Genomic DNA, 20,618 nt, shown 5'->3' with positions numbered 1-20,618 from the left:
GTCATCCGTGCGAGGTCATCCGCGCGAGGTCAGCTGGCGGGGGCCAGCAGCCCCGGAAACCAGGCCAGCGCGAGCGGGTAGCCGACGAACGAGAGAATGTCGAGCAGCCAGTGCGTCACCACGAGCGGCATCGTGCGACCCCAGCGCTCGTAACACCAGCCGAACACCACTCCCATCGCGACGTTGCCGAAGAACGGCCCGATTCCCTGGTACAGGTGGTAGCTGCCGCGCAGCACGGCCGACGACAGGATGATCGTCCACCGCGACCAGCCGAGCTCGCGCAGCCGGGTGAACAGGTAGCCCACGACAATGATCTCCTCGAGCAGTGCCGCCCGCAGCGCCGAGAGTACGAGAATGGGGATCGTCCACCAGAAGGTGTCGATCGGAGACGGCACGACGGCGACCGTGAAGCCCAATGCCCGACCCGCCAGATAGAGGCCCAGCCCCGGAATGCCGATGACGAGCAGCAGCCCCAGGCCGCCGAGAACATCGCGCCCCGGCCGAGTGAGGTCGAAGCCGATGCGCCGAAACGCGCTCAGCCCCGGCCGCCACAGCAGAAAGAGCACGAGTGCGACGGCGAACACCCCGAAGACGATGCCCAGAAACTGGTACGTGAAGTCGAGCCACTCCCGCGGGGACTGCGACCCGTTCAGTGTGGCCGACTGCTCGGCGAGGGGCGTGACATCCGTCAGCCGGGCAATGATCGACACGATCGAATAGACAGCGGATGCCCCGAGCGACAGCCCGAGAACGATCGCGACCTCCCAGTACAGTCGCGTCTTGTCGGGCCGGGACAGGGCGGGCACGACGAGCCCGCCCTGCGGGGCAGGCGCGGGCCGCTCGGGCGACGGCCGCTCGGGCGACGGCCGACCAGGCGCGGGCCGCTCGGATGCGGAGCGTTCAGGCACCGGCGGGCATCCTGCAGGCCGGCGTGCCGCCGGGCAGCCTGTGGCGGTAGCGAGCGACCAGCCGGTAGCCGACCTCGGCGGTCCATGACCACGGTGGCACCGTACCGAGCCAGCCGCAGAACCTCAGGGCGGCGATCGGCTGGCGGCGCAGGATGGCAGCGACCGCGGCCGCGCCGCCGTAGCGTCGACCGTCGGCGACGAACCAGACCCGGTGGGTGGCCTGGGCGAGCGTCACGCCGTAGGTCTCGAGGTCGGTCCACTGAAACGGGGAGGCGTGCGGCATAGCCGGCAACAGCCGCGTGGCCCAGGTCACAGCGGTCGTGCAGAAGCCGCAGTCCCCGTCAAAGATGAGCAGGGCAGAGAGCGGAACCGTCGCGGGGGCCATGTGCTCATTCTGTCATTGCGGCTGCCGCTCTGCCGCTCTCTCTGAGGGCCCGCTGACAGAGCGCCGACAGGCCATTAACCGAGCATTTCTGCACAATTTACTAGAATACTGCACTTATAGCAGGTCAAATGTTTCGTATCGGTAACGTTAAGCCCCCCGAGTGGGGGGATGCTCTGACCCCTATCTAGGGTACATAGAACTGGTACAACGGCGTGGCCACGAGCCTTGCCGGGTACCCCCTGTGCACTGGAGGACAATTGAAAATCAGGAGAATGGGCACCACTGCCATCGCTCTGGCCGCCGTCGGAGCGCTCGCGCTCAGCGGCTGCTCATCCGAACCGCAATCAACGGGCGACGGGAGCGCGATCGTCACCACGAACGGCTCCGAACCGCAGAATCCGTTGATTCCCACCAACACCACCGAGGCCGGTGGCGGCAAGATCGTCACGTCGGTCTTCGCGGGGCTGGTGTCCTACAGCGCAACGGGTGAGCAGGAGCTCGAGGTTGCCGAGTCCATCGAGTCCGACGACGCGACGACCTGGACCGTCACGCTCAATGACGGCTGGACCTTCACCAACGACGAACCGGTCACCTCCGAGTCGTTCATCGACGCCTGGAACTACGGGGCGCTCTACGACAACGCTCAGGGATCCTCGTATTTCTTCGACAACATCGTCGGCTACTCCGACGTGCAGAACACCATGGACGACCCGTCCGGCGCGGTTGACGAGGCCGGCGCTCCGCTGCAGGTCGGCGACCCGCTCACCGAGACCATGAGCGGCCTGACCGTCGTGGATGACACGACCTTCACGGTCGAACTCGCCACCGCCGAGGCCGACTGGCCCTTGCGACTGGGCTACACCGCCTACTCCCCGCTTCCCAAGGTCGCCTTCGAAGACATGGATGCCTTCGGCGAGAACCCGATCGGCAACGGCCCGTACGAACTCGCCGCCGAGGGAGCGTGGGAGCACGACGTGCAGATCGCCCTCGTGACCAACCCCGACTATGCGGGCGTGCGGGTGCCCAAGAACGGCGGCCTCGACATCGTCTTCTACGGCACCCAGGAGGGTGCCTACGCGGCCGTGCAGGGCGGTGACCTCGATGTGCTCGATGCGCTGCCGCCATCCGCTTTCGCGAGCTACCAGTCCGACTTTCCGGACACGTTCGTGAACCAGCCGGCCGCCGTATTCCAGGCCTTCAACATGCCGTACTACCTCGAGCACTGGAGCGGTGAAGAAGGCGAACTGCGCCGGGCCGCGATCTCGATGTCGATCAACCGCGAAGAGATCACCGACGTCATCTTCCAGGGCACCCGCACCCCGGCGACCGACTTCACGTCGCCGGTCATCGACGGCTATTCGGACTCCCTCGAGGGCTCAGAGGTTCTCGAGTACAATCCCGAGGAGGCCGTCGCCAAGTGGGCCGAAGCGGATGCGATCTCGCCCTACGAGGACACCTTCGACATCGCCTACAACTCCGACGGAGGCCACTCAGCCTGGGTCGACGCCGTGGTCAACAGCATCAAGAATACGCTCGACATCGAAGCAGCCGGCAAGCCGTACCCGACCTTCGCGGCCGCGCTCGATGACCGCTCGGCCGCGACCCTGACCGGTGCGACGCGTGCCGGCTGGCAGGCGGACTACCCCTCGATGTACAACTTCCTGGCCCCGCTGTACAAGACCGGCGCCGGCTCGAATTACGAGGGTTACAGCAGCGAAGAGTTCGACGGCCTGCTCGACGAGGGTGCCTCGGCATCCAGCGTCGAAGACGCCACGGCGAAGTACGTGGAAGCGCAGGAGGTTTTGCTCAAGGACCTGCCGACCGTTCCGCTCTGGTACGCCAACGTCACCGGCGTCTGGGCCGACACGGTTCAGAACGTTGAGTTCGGCTGGGATTCCGTTCCGCTGTACTCCAACATCACCAAGGAGTAGCGCGCCCGCCACCTGAGAACCTGCTTCACCGTGCGCTGTTCGGGGCCTCGTGCCCCGGACAGCGCACACCCAAGACTGGCGCGACTTTCGCGCGCAGCGACAAGAGTCACTTCATCGATTGCGATTTTCATGCTCATTCGTTCCACTGTGGCGACCTGATGCTCTGGTACACCGGCAAGCGCCTGCTCCAGATGATCCCCGTGTTCTTTGGCGCCACCTTTCTCATCTACTTCATGGTCTTCTCCCTTCCCGGCGACCCGATCGCGGCCCTCTACGGTGACCGCCCGGTTTCCCCGGGCGTGATCGCCCAGATCCGCGCCGAGTACAACCTCGACAAACCGTTGATTCAGCAGTACCTGCTCTACATCGGCGGCTTCTTCCAGGGCGACCTGGGCACGACCTTCTCTGGTCGCCCGGTCTCCGAGGTCATGGCCTCCGCCTTCCCGATCACGGCCCGTCTGGCCATGCTCGCCCTGTTCTTCGAGGCCAGCGCGGGTATCCTCGTCGGTCTCGTCGCGGGCCTCCGCAAGGGCAAACTGTTCGACGCGAGCGCCCTCGTCGTGAGCCTGCTGCTGATCAGTGTGCCGACCTTCGTCATCGGTTTTGTGTTGCAGTTCGTCTTCGGCGTGCAGCTTGGGATATTCCGCACCACGGTGAGTGGGGCAGCGCCGCTGGACGAACTGATCCTGCCCGCGCTGGTGCTGGCATCCGTCTCGTTCGCCTATATCGTGCGCCTCACCCGTGCCAGCGTGTCGGACAATCTGGGCGCTGATTTTGTGCGCACCGCGACGGCGAAGGGACTGTCCCGGCCTCGAGTCGTGACCGTGCACGTGCTGCGCAACTCGCTCGTTCCCGTCGTCACCTTTCTGGGTGTCGATATCGGTTCGCTCATGGTCGGCGCCATCGTCACCGAGGGAATCTTCAACATCAACGGCGTCGGCGGCACCGTCTACGACGCCATCCAGCTCGGCGAAGGGCCAACGGTGGTTTCCTTCATCGCCGTGATGGTGGTCATCTTCGTCGTCGCCAACCTGTTCGTGGACCTGCTCTACGCAGCCCTGGACCCGAGGATCCGTTATGCCAAGTAGTACCGTTCCCGACGCCCCGCGGGGCACCCGCCCCGATCAGGAGCACTTCGTTGCCGCGCTCGAGGACACTCCGGTGGCCCCGCTCGACAAGCTCGACGAGAGTCAGAAGGCGCGCAGTACGTGGTCGGATGCCTGGCAGGCCATGCGTCGCCGGCCCACCTTCTGGATCTCCTCCGCCCTGATTCTGCTCGTCGCCCTCGTGGCGATCTTTCCCGGACTGTTCGCGAGCGCCCAGCCCAACGACGGCTGCGAGCTCGGAAACAGCAACGGCGGGCCAGAGGCCGGGCATCCCCTCGGCTTCACCTTTCAGGGCTGTGACATCTACGCCCGCGTGATCTTCGGCACGCAGGCATCCGTCACCGTGGGAATTCTCGCCACGGTACTCGTCACGATCGTTGGCATCGTCGTCGGTGCCCTCGCCGGGTACTACGGCGGATTTCTCGACGCGATCGTCTCCCGCATCGGCGACATCTTCTTCGCCGTTCCGACCGTGCTCGGCGCCATCGTGCTGCTCTCCGTGCTGCCCGACCGCACTCCGGTGACGATCGCGCTCGTGATGTCGATCTTCGCCTGGCCCCAGATCGCCCGCATCATGCGCGGCGCGGTACTGACGGCCAGCAATTCCGACTATGTGACGGCATCCGTCGCCCTCGGAGTGTCGAAGTTCACGATTCTCGTGCGCCACGTGCTGCCGAACGCGATCGCCCCCGTCATCGTCATCGCGACGGTCTCACTCGGTACGTTCATCGTGGCCGAAGCCACGCTGTCCTTTCTCGGCATCGGTCTGGGCGAGGGCATCATGAGCTGGGGCAACGACATCGGCGACGCCCAGAGCACCATTCGCACGGCCCCCCAGGTCTTGCTGTATCCCGCAGCCGCACTCTCGGTGACCGTGTTGTCCTTTCTCATGCTCGGCGACGTGGTTCGCGACGCCCTCGACCCCCAAGCGAGGGCACGCCGATGACCCGGTTAGTAACCCAGTCCATTCCCACCATTTCCGTGGATGACAGCAGCCCGCTGCTGCAGATTCGCGACCTCGAGGTCGGCTTCACGACCCAGTACGGTGTCGTTCCCGCCGTGCGCGGCGTCAGCCTCACCCTCTACGCGGGTCAGACCCTCGCGATCGTGGGGGAGTCCGGCTCGGGCAAGACCACGACGGCGCAGGCCATCATAAATCTGCTGGCCGGCACCGGGCGGGTGACGGCCGGGCAGATTCTGTTCCAGGGCCGCGACCTGACCGCGCTGACGGCGACCGAGATGCAGGGCGTGCGCGGCAGCCAGATCGGCTACGTGCCCCAGGACCCGATGTCGAACCTCAACCCGGTGTGGAACATCGGCTTCCAGGTCGAAGAGGCGATCAAGGCCAACAGCGACCTGCGCGGCAAGGCCCTGCGTGCGCGCACGGTCGAAGTGCTGCAGGAGGCCGGCCTCAGCGACGCCGAAGACCGTCTCAAGCAGTACCCGCACCAGTTCTCCGGCGGCATGCGCCAGCGGGTGCTGATCGGCATCGGCCTCTCGAGCCGCCCGAAACTACTGATCGCCGACGAGCCAACGAGTGCGCTCGACGTGACCGTGCAGCGCCAGATCCTCGACCACCTCGGCACCCTGACCCGCGACTACGGCACCAGCGTGCTGTTCATCACCCACGACCTCGGCCTCGCCGCGGAGCGGGCCGAACAGCTCGTGGTCATGTACAAGGGCAAGATCGTCGAGTCGGGGCCGTCACAGCAGATTTTGGCCAACCCGAAGCATCCGTACACGCAGCGCCTGGTGGCGGCGGCACCGAGCCTCGCCTCCAAGCGCATCCAGGCGAAGAAGCACGATGAGGCAGCGGATATTTACTCCAGTGGAGGCACCGACACCGCACTGATCGACCGGGCCGCGATTCGGGAAGAGCTGGCACCGTCCGGCGACCTCATCACGGTCCAGGGCGTGAGCAAGATGTACCGCATCCGCACCAAGGGGCTCAAGTACACCGAGCTGCTCGCGGTGAACGATGTGTCCTTCGGTATCAAGAAGGGCACCACCTCGGCGATCGTCGGCGAGTCGGGCTCGGGCAAATCCACCGTTGCCAAACTGATTCTGCAGCTCGAGTCCCTCACGAGCGGCAGCATCGCGTTTGACGGCACAGACGTGGCCGGGCTCAAGGGCAAGGAGCTGCTGAAGTTTCGACGGCGCGTGCAGCCCGTGTTCCAGGACCCGTATGGCTCGCTCGATCCGCAGTACAACGTGGGCAATACGATCGCCGAACCACTGCTCGCACACAACATCGGCTCCCGTAGAGAGCGTCAGGCTCGCGTACTCGAGCTGCTCGACCAAGTGTCGCTACCGGCGGCGACTCAGTTTCGCTACCCGAGCGAGCTCTCGGGCGGGCAGCGGCAGCGCATCGCCATCGCCAGGGCGCTCGCCCTCAAGCCCGACGTGCTCGTGCTCGATGAGGCGGTATCGGCGCTCGACGTGCTCGTGCAGGGCCAGATTCTGAACCTGCTGACCGAGCTGCAGACCGAACTCGAGCTGACCTACCTGTTCATCACGCACGACCTCGCGGTGGTTCGCCTCGTGGCCGACAACGTCTGTGTCATGCAGAAGGGTCGCATCGTCGAGGCGGCGTCGACGGACGACGTCTTCGACAACCCGCAGCAGGCCTACACTCAGGAGTTGCTCGCGGCGATTCCCGGCGGGGACTTCGAGTTCGGCCGGTAGCGTCCAGGCTCTACTGGGCCGCTCTGGGCCGCTCCGGGCATCGCCGGTGAATCAAGATAATTGAGTAAACCGGCGGTGTGACGAACGTTCTCAGTCAGTTGAAGCGCTTACATCGATGAATTTGTGCATTCCAGCCAATTATTCGCAATTATTGGTTACCAACGTGTAACGTTTCGCGACTTTGTTAGGCGCTGGTGTCTACCCCTCCCTAGGGTCAAAGGTACCCAGCACGGAAGTGAGCCTCTGCGGATCACTTTCACTGGTCCACCCTGCACAGGAGGAAATATGAGAATCAGACGCATCGGGGCAACTGTTGCCACCGTTGGCGCCGCCGCGCTCGTTCTGTCCGGCTGTTCGGCCCCCACGGCCGATTCCGGACTCGACACCGGTACGTCGGTCAACGTCGCATGGAACCAGGCCTTCTACTCGTACAACGGGGCGACCTCTTTCGGTAACGCGACGGCCAACAACAACATCATTTACATGACGAACGACTGGTTCAACTACTACGACAACACCCCGGAGCTGGTGACGAACGAGGCCTTCGGCAGCTACGAAATGGTCTCCGAAGACCCGCTCACGGTGAAGTACACCATCGCCGACGATGTGAAGTGGTCAGACGGAACCGACGTCGACGCTGCCGACCTGCTGCTCGACTGGGCCGCCAACTCGCGCTCCCTCGACACCCCCGACTTCGATCCCGCCGACTTCACCGATGCGGAAACCGGTGAATTCACCGACGCGTTCCCCACCGACGTCGTCTACTTCGACTCCGGCGCCCAGCCCGACTCCGGCCTGGGTCTCGTGCGCGACACCCCCACCATCAGCGACGACGGCAAGTCGATGACCATGGTCTACAGCTCGCCGTACGTCGACTGGGAGCTGGCCCTGCCGAGCGCCCTGCCCGCACACGTCGTGGGCAAGAACGCCCTCGAGCTCACCGACAACGCCGAGGCCAAGGATGCCGTTGTCGCGGCCATCGAAGACGGCGACGATGCCGCCCTCGCACCGATCTCCTCGTTCTGGAACGGCGGCTTCAACTTCACCGAACTGCCCGATGACCCCGAGCTCTACCTCGGAACCGGCCCGTACACGATCTCCGCGTTCGTAGCCGACCAGTACATCACTCTCACGGCGAACCCCGACTACACCGGAGCGAACACCCCGTCGATCGAAGAGATCACGGTTCGCTTCATCGACGACCCGCTCGCTGCCGTTCAGGCGCTCGAAAACGGCGACGTCGATGTCATCTCGCCCCAGTCCACCTCCGACCTCGTGACCGCGCTCGACGCGGTTGAGAACGTCACGGTGATCAAGGGCGTTGAAGGAACCTACGAGCACGTCGACCTGCAGGTCGACCAGTCCAAGAGCGGTGTCTTCAACGACCCGCTCGTGCGTGAGGCCTTCCTGAAGGTCATCCCGCGTCAGGAGATCCTCGACAAGCTCATCAAGCCGATCGTCGGCGACGACGCCGAGTTGCGTGGTTCGCAGATTCTCGTTCCGGGCGCCGCAGGCTACGACGACTCCGTCGCCGCCAACGGCTCAGAGGCCTACGCCGACGTCGACGTCGAGGGTGCCACGGCACTCCTCGCCGAGGCCGGAGTGACGAGCCCCGAGGTCTGCGTGCTCTACGCCTCGAACAACCCGCGTCGGGTCAACGAGTTCCAGCTGATCCAGACCTCCGCAGCCCTCGCCGGCTTCAACGTGACCGACTGCGGCAGCACCGAATGGGGTGGCCTGCTCGGAACCCCCGGCGCGTACGACGCCTCGCTGTTCGGCTGGCAGTCCACGAGCCTCGCGGTGACGGAATCGGGACCGACGTTCGAAACCGGCGGCATCAACAACATGAACTTCTTCTCCAACGAAGAGGTCGACTCGGTCATCCAGGAGCTGAGTGGCGAGTTCGACCCTGAAGCACAGGTTGCGCTTCAGCAGGAACTCGACAAGCTGCTCTACGACAACTACTACGGGGTCACGATCTTCCAGTTCCCCGGAGTCACGGCGTTCAGCGACAAGATCGAGGGCATCGAGCCGTCGATTCTGGCGCCGACCATCTTCTGGAACGTCTGGGATTGGACACTGGCAGACGCATAGTGGAGCCCCAGCTCGATTAACGAGTGAAATCTCGACTAACGATTGACATGCAGTGCGGGCGCTGGGACCAACTGGTCCCAGCGCCTTCCCCCGACTACAGGTAGGTTGCCACCGCTCATGGCTTCATTTGTCACCCGGCGTCTGATCGCCGCTTTTTTCGTTCTTTTGGCCGCAACGTTTCTCATGTACATGCTCGTCGCCCTGTCCGGCGATCCGCTCGAGGAACTGCGCCAGGGCAATGCCCCGAACAAGCAACAGCTCATGGACTCGCTCAGCATGCGACTCAACCTTGACGTTCCCCCATTTCTTCGGTACTTTCTCTGGCTCGGCGGCGTCGGCCAGTGCTTCGTCGGCCAGTGCGATTTCGGCGTCAACGTGCAGGGACTGCCCGTGCTCACGCTGCTGGAACAGGCCATGGGATCAACACTGCAGTTGGTCACCGGCGCCCAGATCATCGCCATCGTTGTCGGCCTGATCGTCGGTATCACTACGGCCCTTCGCCAGTACAGCGGATACGACTACTCGATCACCTTCGCGTCGTTCCTGTTCTTCTCGCTCCCCATTTTCTGGGTGGCCGTGCTGCTCAAGCAGTACATCGCCATCGGCTTCAACAACTGGCTCGCCGACCCCCTGATCGGCGTTCCGGTCGTGATCGGCATCTCGATCGTGTCCGGCCTGCTCTGGATGTCCTTTCTGGGCGGAGCGGCCAAACGCCGGCTCGTCACCCTCGGGGTGGCAACAGCATCGACCGCGGCCATGCTCGTCTACTTCGAACTGACCAACTGGTTCACGACCCCGAACGTGGGCATCGTGGGTGTTGCCGTCACGGCGATTGCCGCGGCACTCGGAGTCACCGCGATCTCCGTTGGCCTTGCGAACAAGCACGCCGTGCGGGGTGCTCTGGTGACCGCCGTCGTGGGCATCGCACTGTACTACCCGATGACCTATTTCGTCTTCCCCGGCATGAACCTGCCGCTGTTCCTGGCGCTCGCTGTCGGCGCCATCATCGGCGGAGGTGTGATCGGCTATTTCTTCGGCGGACGCGACCGCTGGCAGTCGGCCCGCACCTCGGCCATCGTCGCCTTCATCATCGGCGCCGTGATCGCACTCGAGGGGTTCCTGATGTACTGGAACGCCTATTTCAACTCCACGCGCATCAACGGTCGCCCGATCGCCACGATCGGATCGGCGACCCCGAACCTCGGCGGAAACTTCTGGATCCAGGGCATCGATACCTTCACCCACCTGTTGCTGCCGACGATCGCGATCATTCTGATCTCCTTCGCGAGCCTCACCCGCTACACCAGGGCGAGCATGCTCGAGGTGATGAATCAGGACTACATTCGCACCGCTCGGTCGAAGGGTCTCACGCAGCGCACTGTCGTGGTGCGTCACGCCCTGCGCAACGCGCTCATCCCGATCTCCACGGTGATCGCCCTCGACATCGGTGCCCTGATCGGCGGCGCGGTGATCACCGAGACCGTGTTCGGCTGGAGCGGTATGGGCCAGCTCTTCCTGGAGGGACTGCGTCACATTGACCCGAACCCGGTCATGGCCTTCTTCGTCGTGACCGGTCTGCTCGCCGTTGTCTTCAACCTGGTCGCCGACCTTCTCTACGCGTCCCTCGACCCCAGAATTCGGGTGTCCTAATGTCTGAGCTCAACTCCGCCCTGCAGGTGCCGCCGTCTGACGGAGGATCCGCCGACGAAACCACGATCGAGCAGCGGCAAACGGTCGGCCTCAGCCAGGGTCAGATCGTGCGCAAGCGCTTCTTCCACCACAAGGGCGCGGTCATCTCGATCATCGTGCTGGCCTTCGTGATCGTGCTGGCCTACAGCTCGGTCGGGCTGCACATGTTCGGCATCAGCATCCCCGGCTGGTGGCAGTGGCACTGGAACGCGACCCCGCCGCTGATCAACCGCGGGGTTCCCACACTGAACCTGATTCCAGGGCCGGGCTTCGGCATCGGCCCGCACCCGTTCGGCCAGGACCAGATCGGCAAGGACATCTTCGCCCTCGTCATGCGCGGCGCGCAGCAGTCCATCATGATCATGGTGCTCGTTGGAGCGGTCGGAACCGGCCTCGGCGTGTTGATCGGGTCACTCGCCGGCTTCTACCGTGGCATCGGCGACGCCCTGCTGATGCGCTTCACCGATGTCATCATCACCATTCCGTTCCTCGTGATCGGAGCGGTCGTCGGCCGTGCGGTCGGCGGTTTCGGAGCACCCGTGCTGGGCCTGTTCCTTGGGCTGTTCGCCTGGACCGGCCTCGCCCGGCTGGTGCGCGGCGAGTTTCTCTCCCTGCGGGAACGCGAATTTGTGGATGCCGCCCGGGTATCCGGCGCGAGCGACAAGCGCATCATCTTCAAGCACATCCTGCCGAACTCGGTCGGTGTCATCATCGTGAGTGCGACCCTGCTCATGGCCGGGGCCATCCTTGCCGAGACGGCGCTCAGCTTCCTCGGCTTCGGGGTGCAGAGCCCGGACACCTCACTCGGCGTGATCGTGTCAGAGAACCAGGCCGCGTTCGCGACGCGGCCCTGGCTGTTCTGGTGGCCCGGTGTGTTCATCATCGTCATCGCTCTCACCGTCAACTTCATCGGCGACGGGCTGCGGGATGCCTTCGACCCGCGCCAGAAGAAGATGCCGTCGCCGAAGGCGCTCGCGAAGGCGCTCGCTCGTCGCGCCCACGCCACCCGCACGCCGAAGTAGGTGCGGCGGTGCAGATCGTGGAACTAGGGGAGCAGGGCGCCCAGCGCGAAGCCCAGCAACAGAGCGCCGAACACGGCGATCGTGGTGCGGTGGAGCGTGTAGAGCAGGGCGCCCGGAGCAGGGTTGGCGGGCACCTCGCCCTGCAGCTCTTCCCAACGCTGACGCAGCACGAAGGCCACCTGTCCAGAGGGAGTGCTGACCGAATCGCCGGGGCGCACGCTGTTTCCGGCGCCGTAGGCCGACGTGCTGAGGTTCTGCACATCGGCACGTTCGATGCCGATCGCCCCGCGCACTCCGGGGCTCGGCGCCGCCCACACCGACACGCGACGGGTGGGTGTGTGCAGGGTCACGCTGTACTGGGTGTCGATGCGCTCGATCAGGCCCCACGGCACGACGACGGTGTGAAACACATTCACGACCGTCACGGCTTCGTCGGCAACGACAATCTTCGGACGCCAGAACAGGGCGAAAGCGAGGAATGCCAGCAGCATCGGCAGCCAGACCGTGCGCAGCAGGTTGCCGTTGTCACCAGCCAATGCCAGCCCGATCACACCGGCCAGGCAGACCACGCCAACGATGCAGGCCAGCACACGCCCGAACATCGGGCGATACTCAAAAGTCGGACGAGGTTCAGACGGCTCGGTGGGCATCCGACTATTTTCGCACTATCACTTAGCGCTATCAAACAGGATCGTGAGCAATGACTAACGCAGCAGCCCTCGGAAACTCCGACGCAGCATCCGCTTCACCGGCCCGCGACGGGCTTCCCGAGGTTGTGCTCGAGGTCACCGACCTTGACGTGGACTTCTGGGTCGAGGGCGAACTGTTCCCGGCCAGCATCGGCATGAACTATCAGGTGCGCCGCGGCGAGGTACTCGCGATCGTGGGGGAGTCCGGCTCCGGAAAGAGCACCGGCACCATGGCCCTGCTGGGCCTGCTGCCGCAGAACGCGCGCATTCAGGGCTCCATCAAACTCCTCGGCCAGGAGATCAACGGCATTCCGGAGGCGGAGTTGCGCAAGGTGCGCGGCAATACCGTGGCGACGATCTTTCAGGAGCCGATGACGGCGCTGAACCCCGTCTACACCGTCGGCTTCCAGATCTCCGAGGCGCTGCGCTCGCACTTCGACATGTCTCCCGCCGAGGCGAAGACCCGGGCGATCGAGCTGCTGACGATGGTCGAAATGCCCACGCCTGAACTCACCTTCAACAAGTTTCCGCACCAACTCTCCGGTGGTCAGCGTCAGCGGGCCATGATCGCGCAGTCGATTTCGTGCGACCCGGTGCTGCTCGTCGCCGACGAGCCCACCACGGCCCTCGACGTCACGGTGCAGGCCGAGATTCTCGACCTGCTGCGCGACCTGCACACCCGCCTCGACAGCGCCATCATCCTGATCACCCACGACATGGGCGTCGTGGCCGACCTCGCCGACCGGGTTCTCGTCATGAAGAACGGCTTCACGGTGGAGACCGGAACGATCGACGAAATTTACAACAACGCGCAGCATCCGTATACCCAGCAGCTGCTGGCCGCGGTGCCGCACCTCGGGCGCGGCATCGAGACCGTCGAGCGCGAACAGGTCGCGCGGGTGGCCGGCGGCGCCCCCGTGCTCGACTTTCAGAACGTGGCCATCGATTACCCCAAGCGCGGCCGCATCCCGGCATTCCGTGCCGCAAAAGAGATCAACTTTCAGGTCTTCCCGCGCGAGATCGTCGGGCTCGTGGGGGAGTCCGGTTCGGGCAAGACAACGCTCGGGCGGGCCGCCGTCGGACTGCTGCCGATCGCCGACGGAACCCTGATCAGCTGCGGCCTGGACATCTCGAAGGCGAGCCTGCGGGACCTGCGCCCGCTGCGCCGCAAGGCCGGCATCGTCTTTCAGGACCCGGCGTCGTCGCTGAACCCACGGATGCCGATCGGCGAGTCGATCGGAGAGCCCCTGTACCTCTCGGGCGAGGCGCGCGGCGACGAACTCGACAAGCGCGTGCAGACCCTGCTCGAGCAGGTTGAGCTGCCCACGAGCTACCGCAACCGCTTTCCGCACGAACTCTCCGGCGGGCAGAAGCAGCGGGTCGGCATCGCCCGTGCGCTGGCCCTGCATCCCGACCTGCTCATTGCCGATGAACCCACGAGCGCGCTCGACGTCTCGGTTCAGGCACGGTTCCTCGACCTGCTGCAGGAGCTGCAGGGCAGCCTCGGCTTCGCCTGCCTGTTCATCAGCCACGACCTCGCGGTCGTCGACGCCCTCGCGCACCGCATTGCCGTGATGCACAAGGGCAAGCTCGTCGAGCAGGGTACGAGCGCCCAGATTCTGCGGTCACCGCAGGAGGCATACACGCAGCGTCTGATCAGCGCGGTTCCGGTTCCAGACCCGGCCGAACAGCGCCTGCGCCGCGAGGCGCGCCAGGCCGCGAAGCTCTCGGGCGCCGCCTAGATCAGCCCTGCGCCGCGTTCTCCGTCGAGCCGCCGTGAGGATACGGTAGGATAGTACTTTGGGTCAGCCTATGACCCCTTGTTTCCATTCTTCGTCGCCAGCGGTAGTCTGCGGCATTCATTCTTCGTAAGGATCTATTTTTATGGCGATTGCTACGCGCAATAACCTCCGAAATGTTGCCATCGTCGCTCACGTTGACCACGGTAAGACGACGCTGGTCGACGCGATGCTCCAGCAGACCGACTCGTTTGCCGACCACTCCAAGGTCGAAGAACGTGCCATGGACTCCAACGAGCTGGAGCGCGAAAAGGGCATCACGATTCTCGCCAAGAACACGGCGGTCTCGTACAAGGGCATCCACGCTAAGGATGGCCCCATCACGATCAACGTGATCGACACCCCGGGCCACGCCGACTTCGGTGGCGAGGTCGAGCGCGGCCTGTCCATGGTCGATGGTGTCGTTCTGCTCGTTGACGCCTCAGAGGGTCCGCTTCCGCAGACCCGTTTCGTGCTGCGCAAGGCGCTCGAAGCCAAGCTGCCCGTCATTCTGCTGGTCAACAAGACCGACCGTCCCGACGCGCGCATCGACGAGGTCGTGGCCGAAAGCCAGGACCTGCTCATCGGTCTCGCGAGCGACATGGCCGACGACTTCCCCGACCTCGACCTCGACGCCGTTCTCGACGTGCCCGTCGTCTACGCCTCTGGCCGTAACGGTGCCGCGAGCTGGAACAAGCCCGAAGACGGCACCCTGCCCGACAACGACGACCTCGAGCCGCTGTTCGACGCGATCCTCAAGCACATTCCGGCACCGACCTACGATGACACGCACCCCCTGCAGGCGCACGTCACCAACCTCGACGCCTCGCCGTTCCTCGGCCGCCTCGCGCTGCTGCGTATCTTCCAGGGCACGATCAAGAAGGGCCAGACCGTGGCCTGGGTGCAGCAGGACGGCACCGTCAGCAACGTCAAGATCACCGAGCTGCTCATCACCAAGGCGCTCGACCGTTACCCGACCGAGAGCGCCGGCCCCGGCGACATCGTTGCCGTTGCCGGTATTGAGAACATCACCATCGGTGAGACCCTCGCCGACCCCGAAGACGTGCGCCCCCTGCCGACCATCACGGTCGACGACCCGGCCATCTCGATGACCATCGGAACCAACACCTCGCCGCTCATGGGCAAGGTCAAGGGCCACAAGCTCACCGCTCGCATGGTCAAGGACCGTCTCGACCGCGAACTGGTCGGTAACGTCTCGCTCAAGGTCGTCGACATCGGACGTCCGGATGCCTGGGAGGTGCAGGGCCGTGGAGAACTGGCCCTCGCCATCCTCGTCGAGCAGATGCGTCGCGAAGGCTTCGAGCTCACCGTCGGCAAGCCGCAGGTGGTTGTCAAGCGCATCGACGGCAAGATCCACGAGCCCTTCGAGCACCTCACCATTGACGCGCCCGAAGAGTACCTCGGCGCGATCACGCAGCTTCTCGCCGCCCGCAAGGGCCGCATGGAGAACATGGCCAACCACGGCACCGGCTGGGTTCGCATGGAATTCATCGTTCCCTCGCGTGGCCTGATCGGCTTCCGCACCCAGTTCCTCACCGACACCCGCGGTACCGGTATCGCCAACGCGATCCTGCACGGCTACGAGCCCTGGGCCGGAACCATCAGCACCCGCACCAACGGCTCGATCGTGGCCGACCGCCAAGGATCGGTCACCCCGTTCGCGATCATCAACCTGCAGGAGCGCATGTCGTTCTTCGTGCAGCCGACCTCCGAGGTGTACGAGGGCATGGTCATCGGCGAGAACTCGCGCGCCGACGACATGGACGTCAACATCACCAAGGAAAAGAAACTGACCAACATGCGTCAGTCCAGCTCGGACTCGTTCGAGTCGATGACGCCGCCCAAGGTGCTCTCGCTCGAGCAGTGCCTCGAGTTCGCCCGTGAAGACGAGTGCGTCGAGGTCACCCCCGCCGCCGTGCGTATTCGCAAGGTTGAGCTCACGGCCGGCGCTCGCTCGCGCCTGGTCTCGCGCGTGAAGAAGCTGGACGCCTAAGTCCTCTTCTGAACCACAGAACCCCCGCAGCCTCGGCTGCGGGGGTTCTGGCTTTAAGTCCTCTGCGTGGATCCGGCACGCGGGAGCGGTGTGAAAAATACTGAAAAGTTCTTTTTGGGTATCACTGATTTAGACCCGATTTGGGGTCTGGTCGGGGCTGGAATGTCGGAGGGTCGGTGTTGACTATTGCTCATGAAGACTACCGAGAGTGAGGAAAGTCCCCCGCCCGATGCCCCGGGCGGCCAGGGCGGTGCCGTGGGTGACTGGGCTGGCTTGAATGACTGGGCTGGCGTGGATGACTGGGCTGGTGTGGATGACTGGGCTGACGTGCAGGTACTGGCCGATTACGACCTGAAGTGGTGGGCCGACATCCAGCATGAGGAGCCGGCGGATCCGGATGCTGTCCCGGTGCCGCCTGACCGGTTCGCTTCGGAGCGGGCCGCGCATATCGATACGATCGTGGCGACCGAGCGTCGTCTCGCGGCGGCGCATCGGGATCGGGCGGTGGCGATCGCGGCGGCGCAGGAGTTCACCGAGCGGGCGGTGTTGCCGGGCATCCCGATTACCGGTGCGCAGTGGGATGGTTACGAAGTGGCCATGCGCGGCCTGCGGGCCGAGGTTGCCTGTGCGCTGCGCATTCCCGAGGTCAGCGCCGGCCGGATCCTGCTGGAGAGTTCGATGCTGGTCAATCGGCTGCCGCAGACGTTCGCGGCCCTCGGCGACGGCACGATCAGTTACCAGCACGCCCGCACCGTGGTCGAAGAGATTCGTGCGCTGCCCGCCGAGGCCCTCGAGGACTTCGAGGCGGCGGTCCTGCCACGAGCGGCCCGCACCACGCCGGTGCGGTTTAGGGCGGTGGCACGTCAGGTGCGGGAGCGTCAGCATCCGTGGTCGATTGAGAAGCGGCGGGAGATGTGCCTGGGCGACCGCTCCGTGCGATTCCTGCCGCGGCACGATGGCATGGCGATGCTGGAGTTCTACCAGTCCGCCGACTGGGCCGAGGCCGCGCACGCCCGCATCACCGACATCGCCCTCAGCCTGCAGGGCGCCGACGAGAAACGCACCCTGACCCAGTTGCGCTCCGATGTGGCCAGCGACCTGCTGCTGCGCGGCGTCACCGACGACGGCCTCGGCGCCGGCATCGTCGCAACGGTGCACGTGACCGTGCCGGCACTGACCCTGATGGGCAAAAACGACGACCCCGCCACCCTCGAAGGCTACGGCCCGATCGACGCAGAGACCGCCCGCCGGCTGGCCGGCACCGCGACCAGCTGGATCCGCCTGCTCACCCACCCCGAAACCGGCGTCGTCCTCTCGGTGAGCAAGAACCCCGACCAGGTGCCGGCGGACCTGAAACGGTTCCTCCAGGTGCGCGACGGAACCTGCCGATTCCCCGGCTGCGGCCGACCCGCCCGACTATCCGAGATCGACCACACCCTCGACCGCCAATTCGGCGGGCAAATGACCCACGACAACCTCTCACACCTATGCAAAATGCACCATCTGCTCAAACACCAAACCGGATGGCAGCTCGTGCAGGTGAAAGACGGCGTCCTCGCCTGGACCTCACCGACCGGACACGTCTACTACACCGACCCCGCCACCCCGATCCAGGTACCGCCGATCCAGATTCCGCCGATCGACCGAGACGCCCCGCCACCGTTCTAGCCACGGTTGTTTGATCTAGCCACGGTTGTTTGATCTAGCCGCGGTTGTTTGATCTAGCCGCGGTTGTTTGATCTAGCCACGGTTGTTTGATCTAGCCACGGTTGTTTGATCCAGCCACGGTTGTTCGTCGGCGGGAGTTAGGCAAAGAGGGCGGCGCCGACGTAACTGCCGGTCGCGGCGCCGGGGGGCACGGCAAAGAGGGCGCTGCCGACGTGTCGGATGTACTCGTTCAAGGCATCGTTCTTGGCGAGGTTCAGCTGCACCCGGGTGAACTGTTCGGGGGAGCGCTGAAAGCTGATGAAGAACAGGCCGGCGTTGAGGCGGCCGAGTTCGTCGTTGCCGTCGACGAAGTTGTAGCCGCGCCGCAGCATCCGGGTGCCCGCGTTCTGGGTCGGGTGTGCCAGCCGCACGTGCGCGGCGTGGTCGATCAGCGGTGCGTCCGCGCGCCCAACGATCACGAAGTCGGGTTCGCTGAACTCGGTACCGCCCGACAGGGGTGCCCCGGCACCCTTCGTGCGGCCGAACACGGTCTCCTGCTCGCGCAGCAGGGTGCGGTCCCAGGTCTCTATCGTCATGCGGATGCGCCGGGCCACCAGATACGATCCGCCCGCCAGCCATGTGGGGCCGTCACCGTCCCCGACCCACACCTGATCATTCACGGCGTCAGGTTCCTCGGCCTTGATGTTGGCGGTGCCGTCCTTGAAACCGAAGAGATTTCTCGGGGTGGCCTGGCTCGTCGACGTGGAGGAGGTGCGCCCGAACCCGAGCTGCGACCAGCGAATCGCCGCCCGGCCGAAGGCGATGCGCGACAGGTTGCGGATCGCGTGCACCGCGACCTGCGGGTCATCGGCGCAGGCCTGAATGCAGAGGTCGCCGTCGCTGCGGCCGGCCTCGAGCATGTCGCCGGGAAAGTGCGGCAGCGGGGTGAGTGCTTCGGGGCGGCGGGCGGCGAGACCGAAACGATCCGCGCCATCCGCTGCCTGAAAAAGCGTCGGCCCGAAGCCGAAGGTGATCGTCAGGCCCGCGGGCGGCAGCCCCTGCGCCTCGCCGGTGTCCTCCGGTGGGGCGTCGTACGGGCCGTTGACCGAGCCGAACTCGCCCACATCGCGGCCGGCCGTCATGAGTGCGGCGGCCGTGCTCCAGTCCTGCAGCAGTTCGATCAGATCGTCGCGGGAGAGGTCATCCGCGACGTCGAAGGCCGCGAAGTGCAGACGGTCCTGCGCGGGGGTGACGATGCCGGCCTGGTGGGTGCCGAAAAACGGGTAGCTGACGGAGCCGCCGGTGGGTGACGCCGCTGCAGCCGCCGCGATTGCGGCCCGGTCACCGGCAACACCGAGCCCGAGGCCAACCGCACCCGCTCCGGCCAGGCCGAAGAGGGCGCGCCGGGAGAACCCGCGCACCGGATCAACGGCAGCCGTGGTCGGTGCCGGGGTCTGGGTGGCCGTGTCTTCAGGCATGGCCCGGCTCACAGCACGAGGGTGGCGGTGAGCTGGTTGAGCGGCTCGGCGAGGGCGTTGACCTGATCGGCGAAGGCCCGAATCTCGGCCGGCTCGAGGTCGGTGTAGAGGGTGAAGCCGTCGCCCACCCGCTGGGCGTCGAGCAGCTGCTGCAGCGACGCGAACTCGCTGTCGAGGCTGACTGCAAGATCGGCGTCTTCTTCGACGAGAATGTCGCGTACGCCCGCGTAGAGCACCGTGGCGCCGTCGATGTTGGCCTGAAAGTCCCAGAGGTCGGTGTGCGACCAGAATTCCTCCTCGCCGGTGACCTTGCCGCTTGCGACCTCGTCGAGCAGGCCGATCGCGCCGTTGGTTTGCTGGGAGAGCGTGAAGCTCAGGCCCTGCACGTTGTCGTTGAGCGTGGCGGTGTCGACGACGAGCTGTTCGGCGAGGCTCGCGCGCTTCTCGGCGCTGTACGCGGCAAAGCCGGCCTCGGCTTCTGCGGGCCAGAGGTCCTTCTCGATCGCGTGCCAGCCGGTCCAGTCCTGGCCCTCTTCGAGGTCGGCCTCGCGCAGGTCGAGCTTCGGGTCGAGGTCGCCGAACGACTCGGCGACCGTCTCGACGCGCTCCCAGTGCATGCGCGTCGCGGCATATAACGTTCGGGCGGTGTCGAAGTCGCCCGCGACGTAGGCGGCGGCGAACGAGTCGGTGCCGGTGACGAGCTGGGCGATCTGGTCCTTCACGTACGAGGAATAGTTCGTGTTCGCGGTCTCGACCTGCTTGTCCAGGTCGGCGTTGACGACCGTGCCCGACTCCGACGGCGTCACGGTGAAGGCGGCCTTGCCGATGCCGTCGCCGACCATTCCGGGCTTGCAGGCGGTGAAGTAGCTGCCCTCGGCGAGCTGCACGACGAGATCACGGGTGAGGCCGGGGCCGATGTTTTCGGCCTCTCCGACGATGCGCAGGCCGTCGTCCCCGAGCAGGTAGAACTCGGTGACCTGGTCACCCGAGTTCGTGACGCTGAAACTCGTGGTTCCGGCGGCGACCTCGGAGGCCGAGACGGAGCATCCGTCGGCGCTGCTGTCCACTGTCAATCCATCGCCGGTGCCCGCCGGGTTGTTGGCGACGCAGCCGGTGAGTGCGAGCAGGGCGAGAGCGCCGAGGGCGAGGAGGGGGAGCGGGGCGCGCATGGCAATCCTTCTGATGGGGTGGG

15 protein-coding genes are annotated in these 20,618 nt (G+C 65.3%); 10 read left to right on the top strand and 5 right to left on the bottom strand.

Translation table 11 applies throughout. The annotated features are described in order from the left end of the window. Window positions 1-29: 29 nt before the first annotated feature. Both E3T55_RS09380 and E3T55_RS09375 read right to left on the bottom strand, forming a co-directional pair. Complete coding sequence (locus E3T55_RS09380; RefSeq protein WP_241992987.1) at window positions 30-806, bottom strand: CPBP family intramembrane glutamic endopeptidase; 777 nt, start codon at window positions 804-806, stop codon at window positions 30-32. Window positions 807-900: 94 nt separating this feature from the next. After that, the gene (locus tag E3T55_RS09375; protein WP_134519273.1) at window positions 901-1,293 is read right to left on the bottom strand and encodes a thiol-disulfide oxidoreductase DCC family protein; all 393 of its coding nucleotides are present in this window, start codon (window positions 1,291-1,293) and stop codon (window positions 901-903) included. Between the two features lie 272 nt (window positions 1,294-1,565). On the opposite strand from E3T55_RS09375, the gene E3T55_RS09370 reads away from it, so the two are divergent. The 7 genes from E3T55_RS09370 to E3T55_RS09340 all read left to right on the top strand — a co-directional run bounded on the left by E3T55_RS09370 (window position 1,566) and on the right by E3T55_RS09340 (window position 11,820). Then, window positions 1,566-3,224, top strand: coding sequence for a peptide ABC transporter substrate-binding protein (locus E3T55_RS09370; RefSeq protein WP_134519272.1), 1,659 nt, complete (start codon window positions 1,566-1,568; stop codon window positions 3,222-3,224). A gap of 158 nt (window positions 3,225-3,382) precedes the next feature. Further along, window positions 3,383-4,312, top strand: coding sequence for an ABC transporter permease (locus tag E3T55_RS09365; protein WP_134519271.1), 930 nt, complete (start codon window positions 3,383-3,385; stop codon window positions 4,310-4,312). Then, window positions 4,302-5,276: an ABC transporter permease gene (locus tag E3T55_RS09360; RefSeq protein ID WP_134519270.1), complete on the top strand. Its 975-nt coding sequence runs from the start codon at window positions 4,302-4,304 to the stop codon at window positions 5,274-5,276. The genes E3T55_RS09365 and E3T55_RS09360 overlap by 11 nt, the downstream gene beginning before the upstream one ends. Next, a complete protein-coding gene (locus tag E3T55_RS09355) occupies window positions 5,273-7,015 on the top strand; it encodes a dipeptide ABC transporter ATP-binding protein (RefSeq protein WP_134519269.1) in 1,743 nt (580 codons plus the stop codon). Before E3T55_RS09360 ends, E3T55_RS09355 begins: the two co-directional genes overlap by 4 nt. Window positions 7,016-7,300: 285 nt before the next feature. Continuing rightward, the gene (locus E3T55_RS09350; RefSeq protein ID WP_241992979.1) at window positions 7,301-9,109 is read left to right on the top strand and encodes an ABC transporter family substrate-binding protein; all 1,809 of its coding nucleotides are present in this window, start codon (window positions 7,301-7,303) and stop codon (window positions 9,107-9,109) included. A 117-nt stretch (window positions 9,110-9,226) separates the two neighbouring features. Then, window positions 9,227-10,759, top strand: a complete 1,533-nt coding sequence (locus E3T55_RS09345) for an ABC transporter permease (RefSeq protein ID WP_134519268.1) — start codon at window positions 9,227-9,229, stop codon at window positions 10,757-10,759. Then, window positions 10,759-11,820: an ABC transporter permease gene (locus E3T55_RS09340; RefSeq protein ID WP_134519267.1), complete on the top strand. Its 1,062-nt coding sequence runs from the start codon at window positions 10,759-10,761 to the stop codon at window positions 11,818-11,820. Before E3T55_RS09345 ends, E3T55_RS09340 begins: the two co-directional genes overlap by 1 nt. 23 nt (window positions 11,821-11,843) lie before the next feature. On the opposite strand, the gene E3T55_RS09335 is transcribed toward E3T55_RS09340, so the two are convergent. After that, window positions 11,844-12,422, bottom strand: a complete 579-nt coding sequence (locus tag E3T55_RS09335; protein WP_166791728.1) for a PH domain-containing protein — start codon at window positions 12,420-12,422, stop codon at window positions 11,844-11,846. 98 nt (window positions 12,423-12,520) lie between these two features. On the opposite strand from E3T55_RS09335, the gene E3T55_RS09330 reads away from it, so the two are divergent. The 3 genes from E3T55_RS09330 to E3T55_RS09320 all read left to right on the top strand — a co-directional run bounded on the left by E3T55_RS09330 (window position 12,521) and on the right by E3T55_RS09320 (window position 17,969). Continuing rightward, a complete protein-coding gene (locus tag E3T55_RS09330) occupies window positions 12,521-14,251 on the top strand; it encodes a dipeptide ABC transporter ATP-binding protein (RefSeq protein ID WP_134519265.1) in 1,731 nt (576 codons plus the stop codon). A 142-nt stretch (window positions 14,252-14,393) separates the two neighbouring features. Beyond that, complete coding sequence (typA, locus tag E3T55_RS09325; RefSeq protein ID WP_134519264.1) at window positions 14,394-16,301, top strand: translational GTPase TypA; 1,908 nt, start codon at window positions 14,394-14,396, stop codon at window positions 16,299-16,301. A gap of 192 nt (window positions 16,302-16,493) precedes the next feature. Then, window positions 16,494-17,969 carry an HNH endonuclease signature motif containing protein gene (locus tag E3T55_RS09320; protein WP_134519263.1) on the top strand — a complete coding sequence of 492 codons (1,476 nt, stop codon included), beginning with the start codon at window positions 16,494-16,496 and terminating at the stop codon, window positions 17,967-17,969. Between the two features lie 137 nt (window positions 17,970-18,106). Here E3T55_RS09320 and efeB read toward each other — a convergent pair whose 3' ends face one another. Both efeB and efeO read right to left on the bottom strand, forming a co-directional pair. Continuing rightward, window positions 18,107-19,426, bottom strand: coding sequence for an iron uptake transporter deferrochelatase/peroxidase subunit (gene efeB / locus E3T55_RS09315; protein WP_134519262.1), 1,320 nt, complete (start codon window positions 19,424-19,426; stop codon window positions 18,107-18,109). A gap of 8 nt (window positions 19,427-19,434) precedes the next feature. Then, on the bottom strand, window positions 19,435-20,595 hold the full coding sequence (gene efeO, locus E3T55_RS09310; protein WP_134519261.1) for an iron uptake system protein EfeO: 1,161 nt from the start codon (window positions 20,593-20,595) through the stop codon (window positions 19,435-19,437). Between the last annotated feature and the right edge of the window lie 23 nt (window positions 20,596-20,618).

The organism is Cryobacterium frigoriphilum (genome assembly GCF_004403305.1).
GTDB lineage: Bacteria > Actinomycetota > Actinomycetes > Actinomycetales > Microbacteriaceae > Cryobacterium > Cryobacterium frigoriphilum.
The sequence above is the reverse complement of the archived record's forward strand: the minus strand, read 5'-3'. Positions and strand labels throughout refer to the sequence as shown.

Bases quoted from the DNA above. Each gene is read 5' to 3' on its own strand.
- efeB (WP_134519262.1), bottom strand. From the start codon at position 19,426: ATGCCTGAAGACACGGCCACCCAGACCCCGGCACCGACCACGGCTGCC.
- E3T55_RS09360 (WP_134519270.1), top strand. From the start codon at position 4,302: ATGCCAAGTAGTACCGTTCCCGACGCCCCGCGGGGCACCCGCCCCGAT.
- E3T55_RS09320 (WP_134519263.1), top strand. From the start codon at position 16,494: ATGAAGACTACCGAGAGTGAGGAAAGTCCCCCGCCCGATGCCCCGGGC.
- E3T55_RS09365 (WP_134519271.1), top strand. From the start codon at position 3,383: ATGCTCTGGTACACCGGCAAGCGCCTGCTCCAGATGATCCCCGTGTTC.
- efeO (WP_134519261.1), bottom strand. From the start codon at position 20,595: ATGCGCGCCCCGCTCCCCCTCCTCGCCCTCGGCGCTCTCGCCCTGCTC.
- E3T55_RS09345 (WP_134519268.1), top strand. From the start codon at position 9,227: ATGGCTTCATTTGTCACCCGGCGTCTGATCGCCGCTTTTTTCGTTCTT.
- E3T55_RS09355 (WP_134519269.1), top strand. From the start codon at position 5,273: ATGACCCGGTTAGTAACCCAGTCCATTCCCACCATTTCCGTGGATGAC.
- E3T55_RS09340 (WP_134519267.1), top strand. From the start codon at position 10,759: ATGTCTGAGCTCAACTCCGCCCTGCAGGTGCCGCCGTCTGACGGAGGA.
- E3T55_RS09330 (WP_134519265.1), top strand. From the start codon at position 12,521: ATGACTAACGCAGCAGCCCTCGGAAACTCCGACGCAGCATCCGCTTCA.
- E3T55_RS09370 (WP_134519272.1), top strand. From the start codon at position 1,566: ATGGGCACCACTGCCATCGCTCTGGCCGCCGTCGGAGCGCTCGCGCTC.
- typA (WP_134519264.1), top strand. From the start codon at position 14,394: ATGGCGATTGCTACGCGCAATAACCTCCGAAATGTTGCCATCGTCGCT.
- E3T55_RS09375 (WP_134519273.1), bottom strand. From the start codon at position 1,293: ATGGCCCCCGCGACGGTTCCGCTCTCTGCCCTGCTCATCTTTGACGGG.
- E3T55_RS09335 (WP_166791728.1), bottom strand. From the start codon at position 12,422: ATGTTCGGGCGTGTGCTGGCCTGCATCGTTGGCGTGGTCTGCCTGGCC.
- E3T55_RS09350 (WP_241992979.1), top strand. From the start codon at position 7,301: ATGAGAATCAGACGCATCGGGGCAACTGTTGCCACCGTTGGCGCCGCC.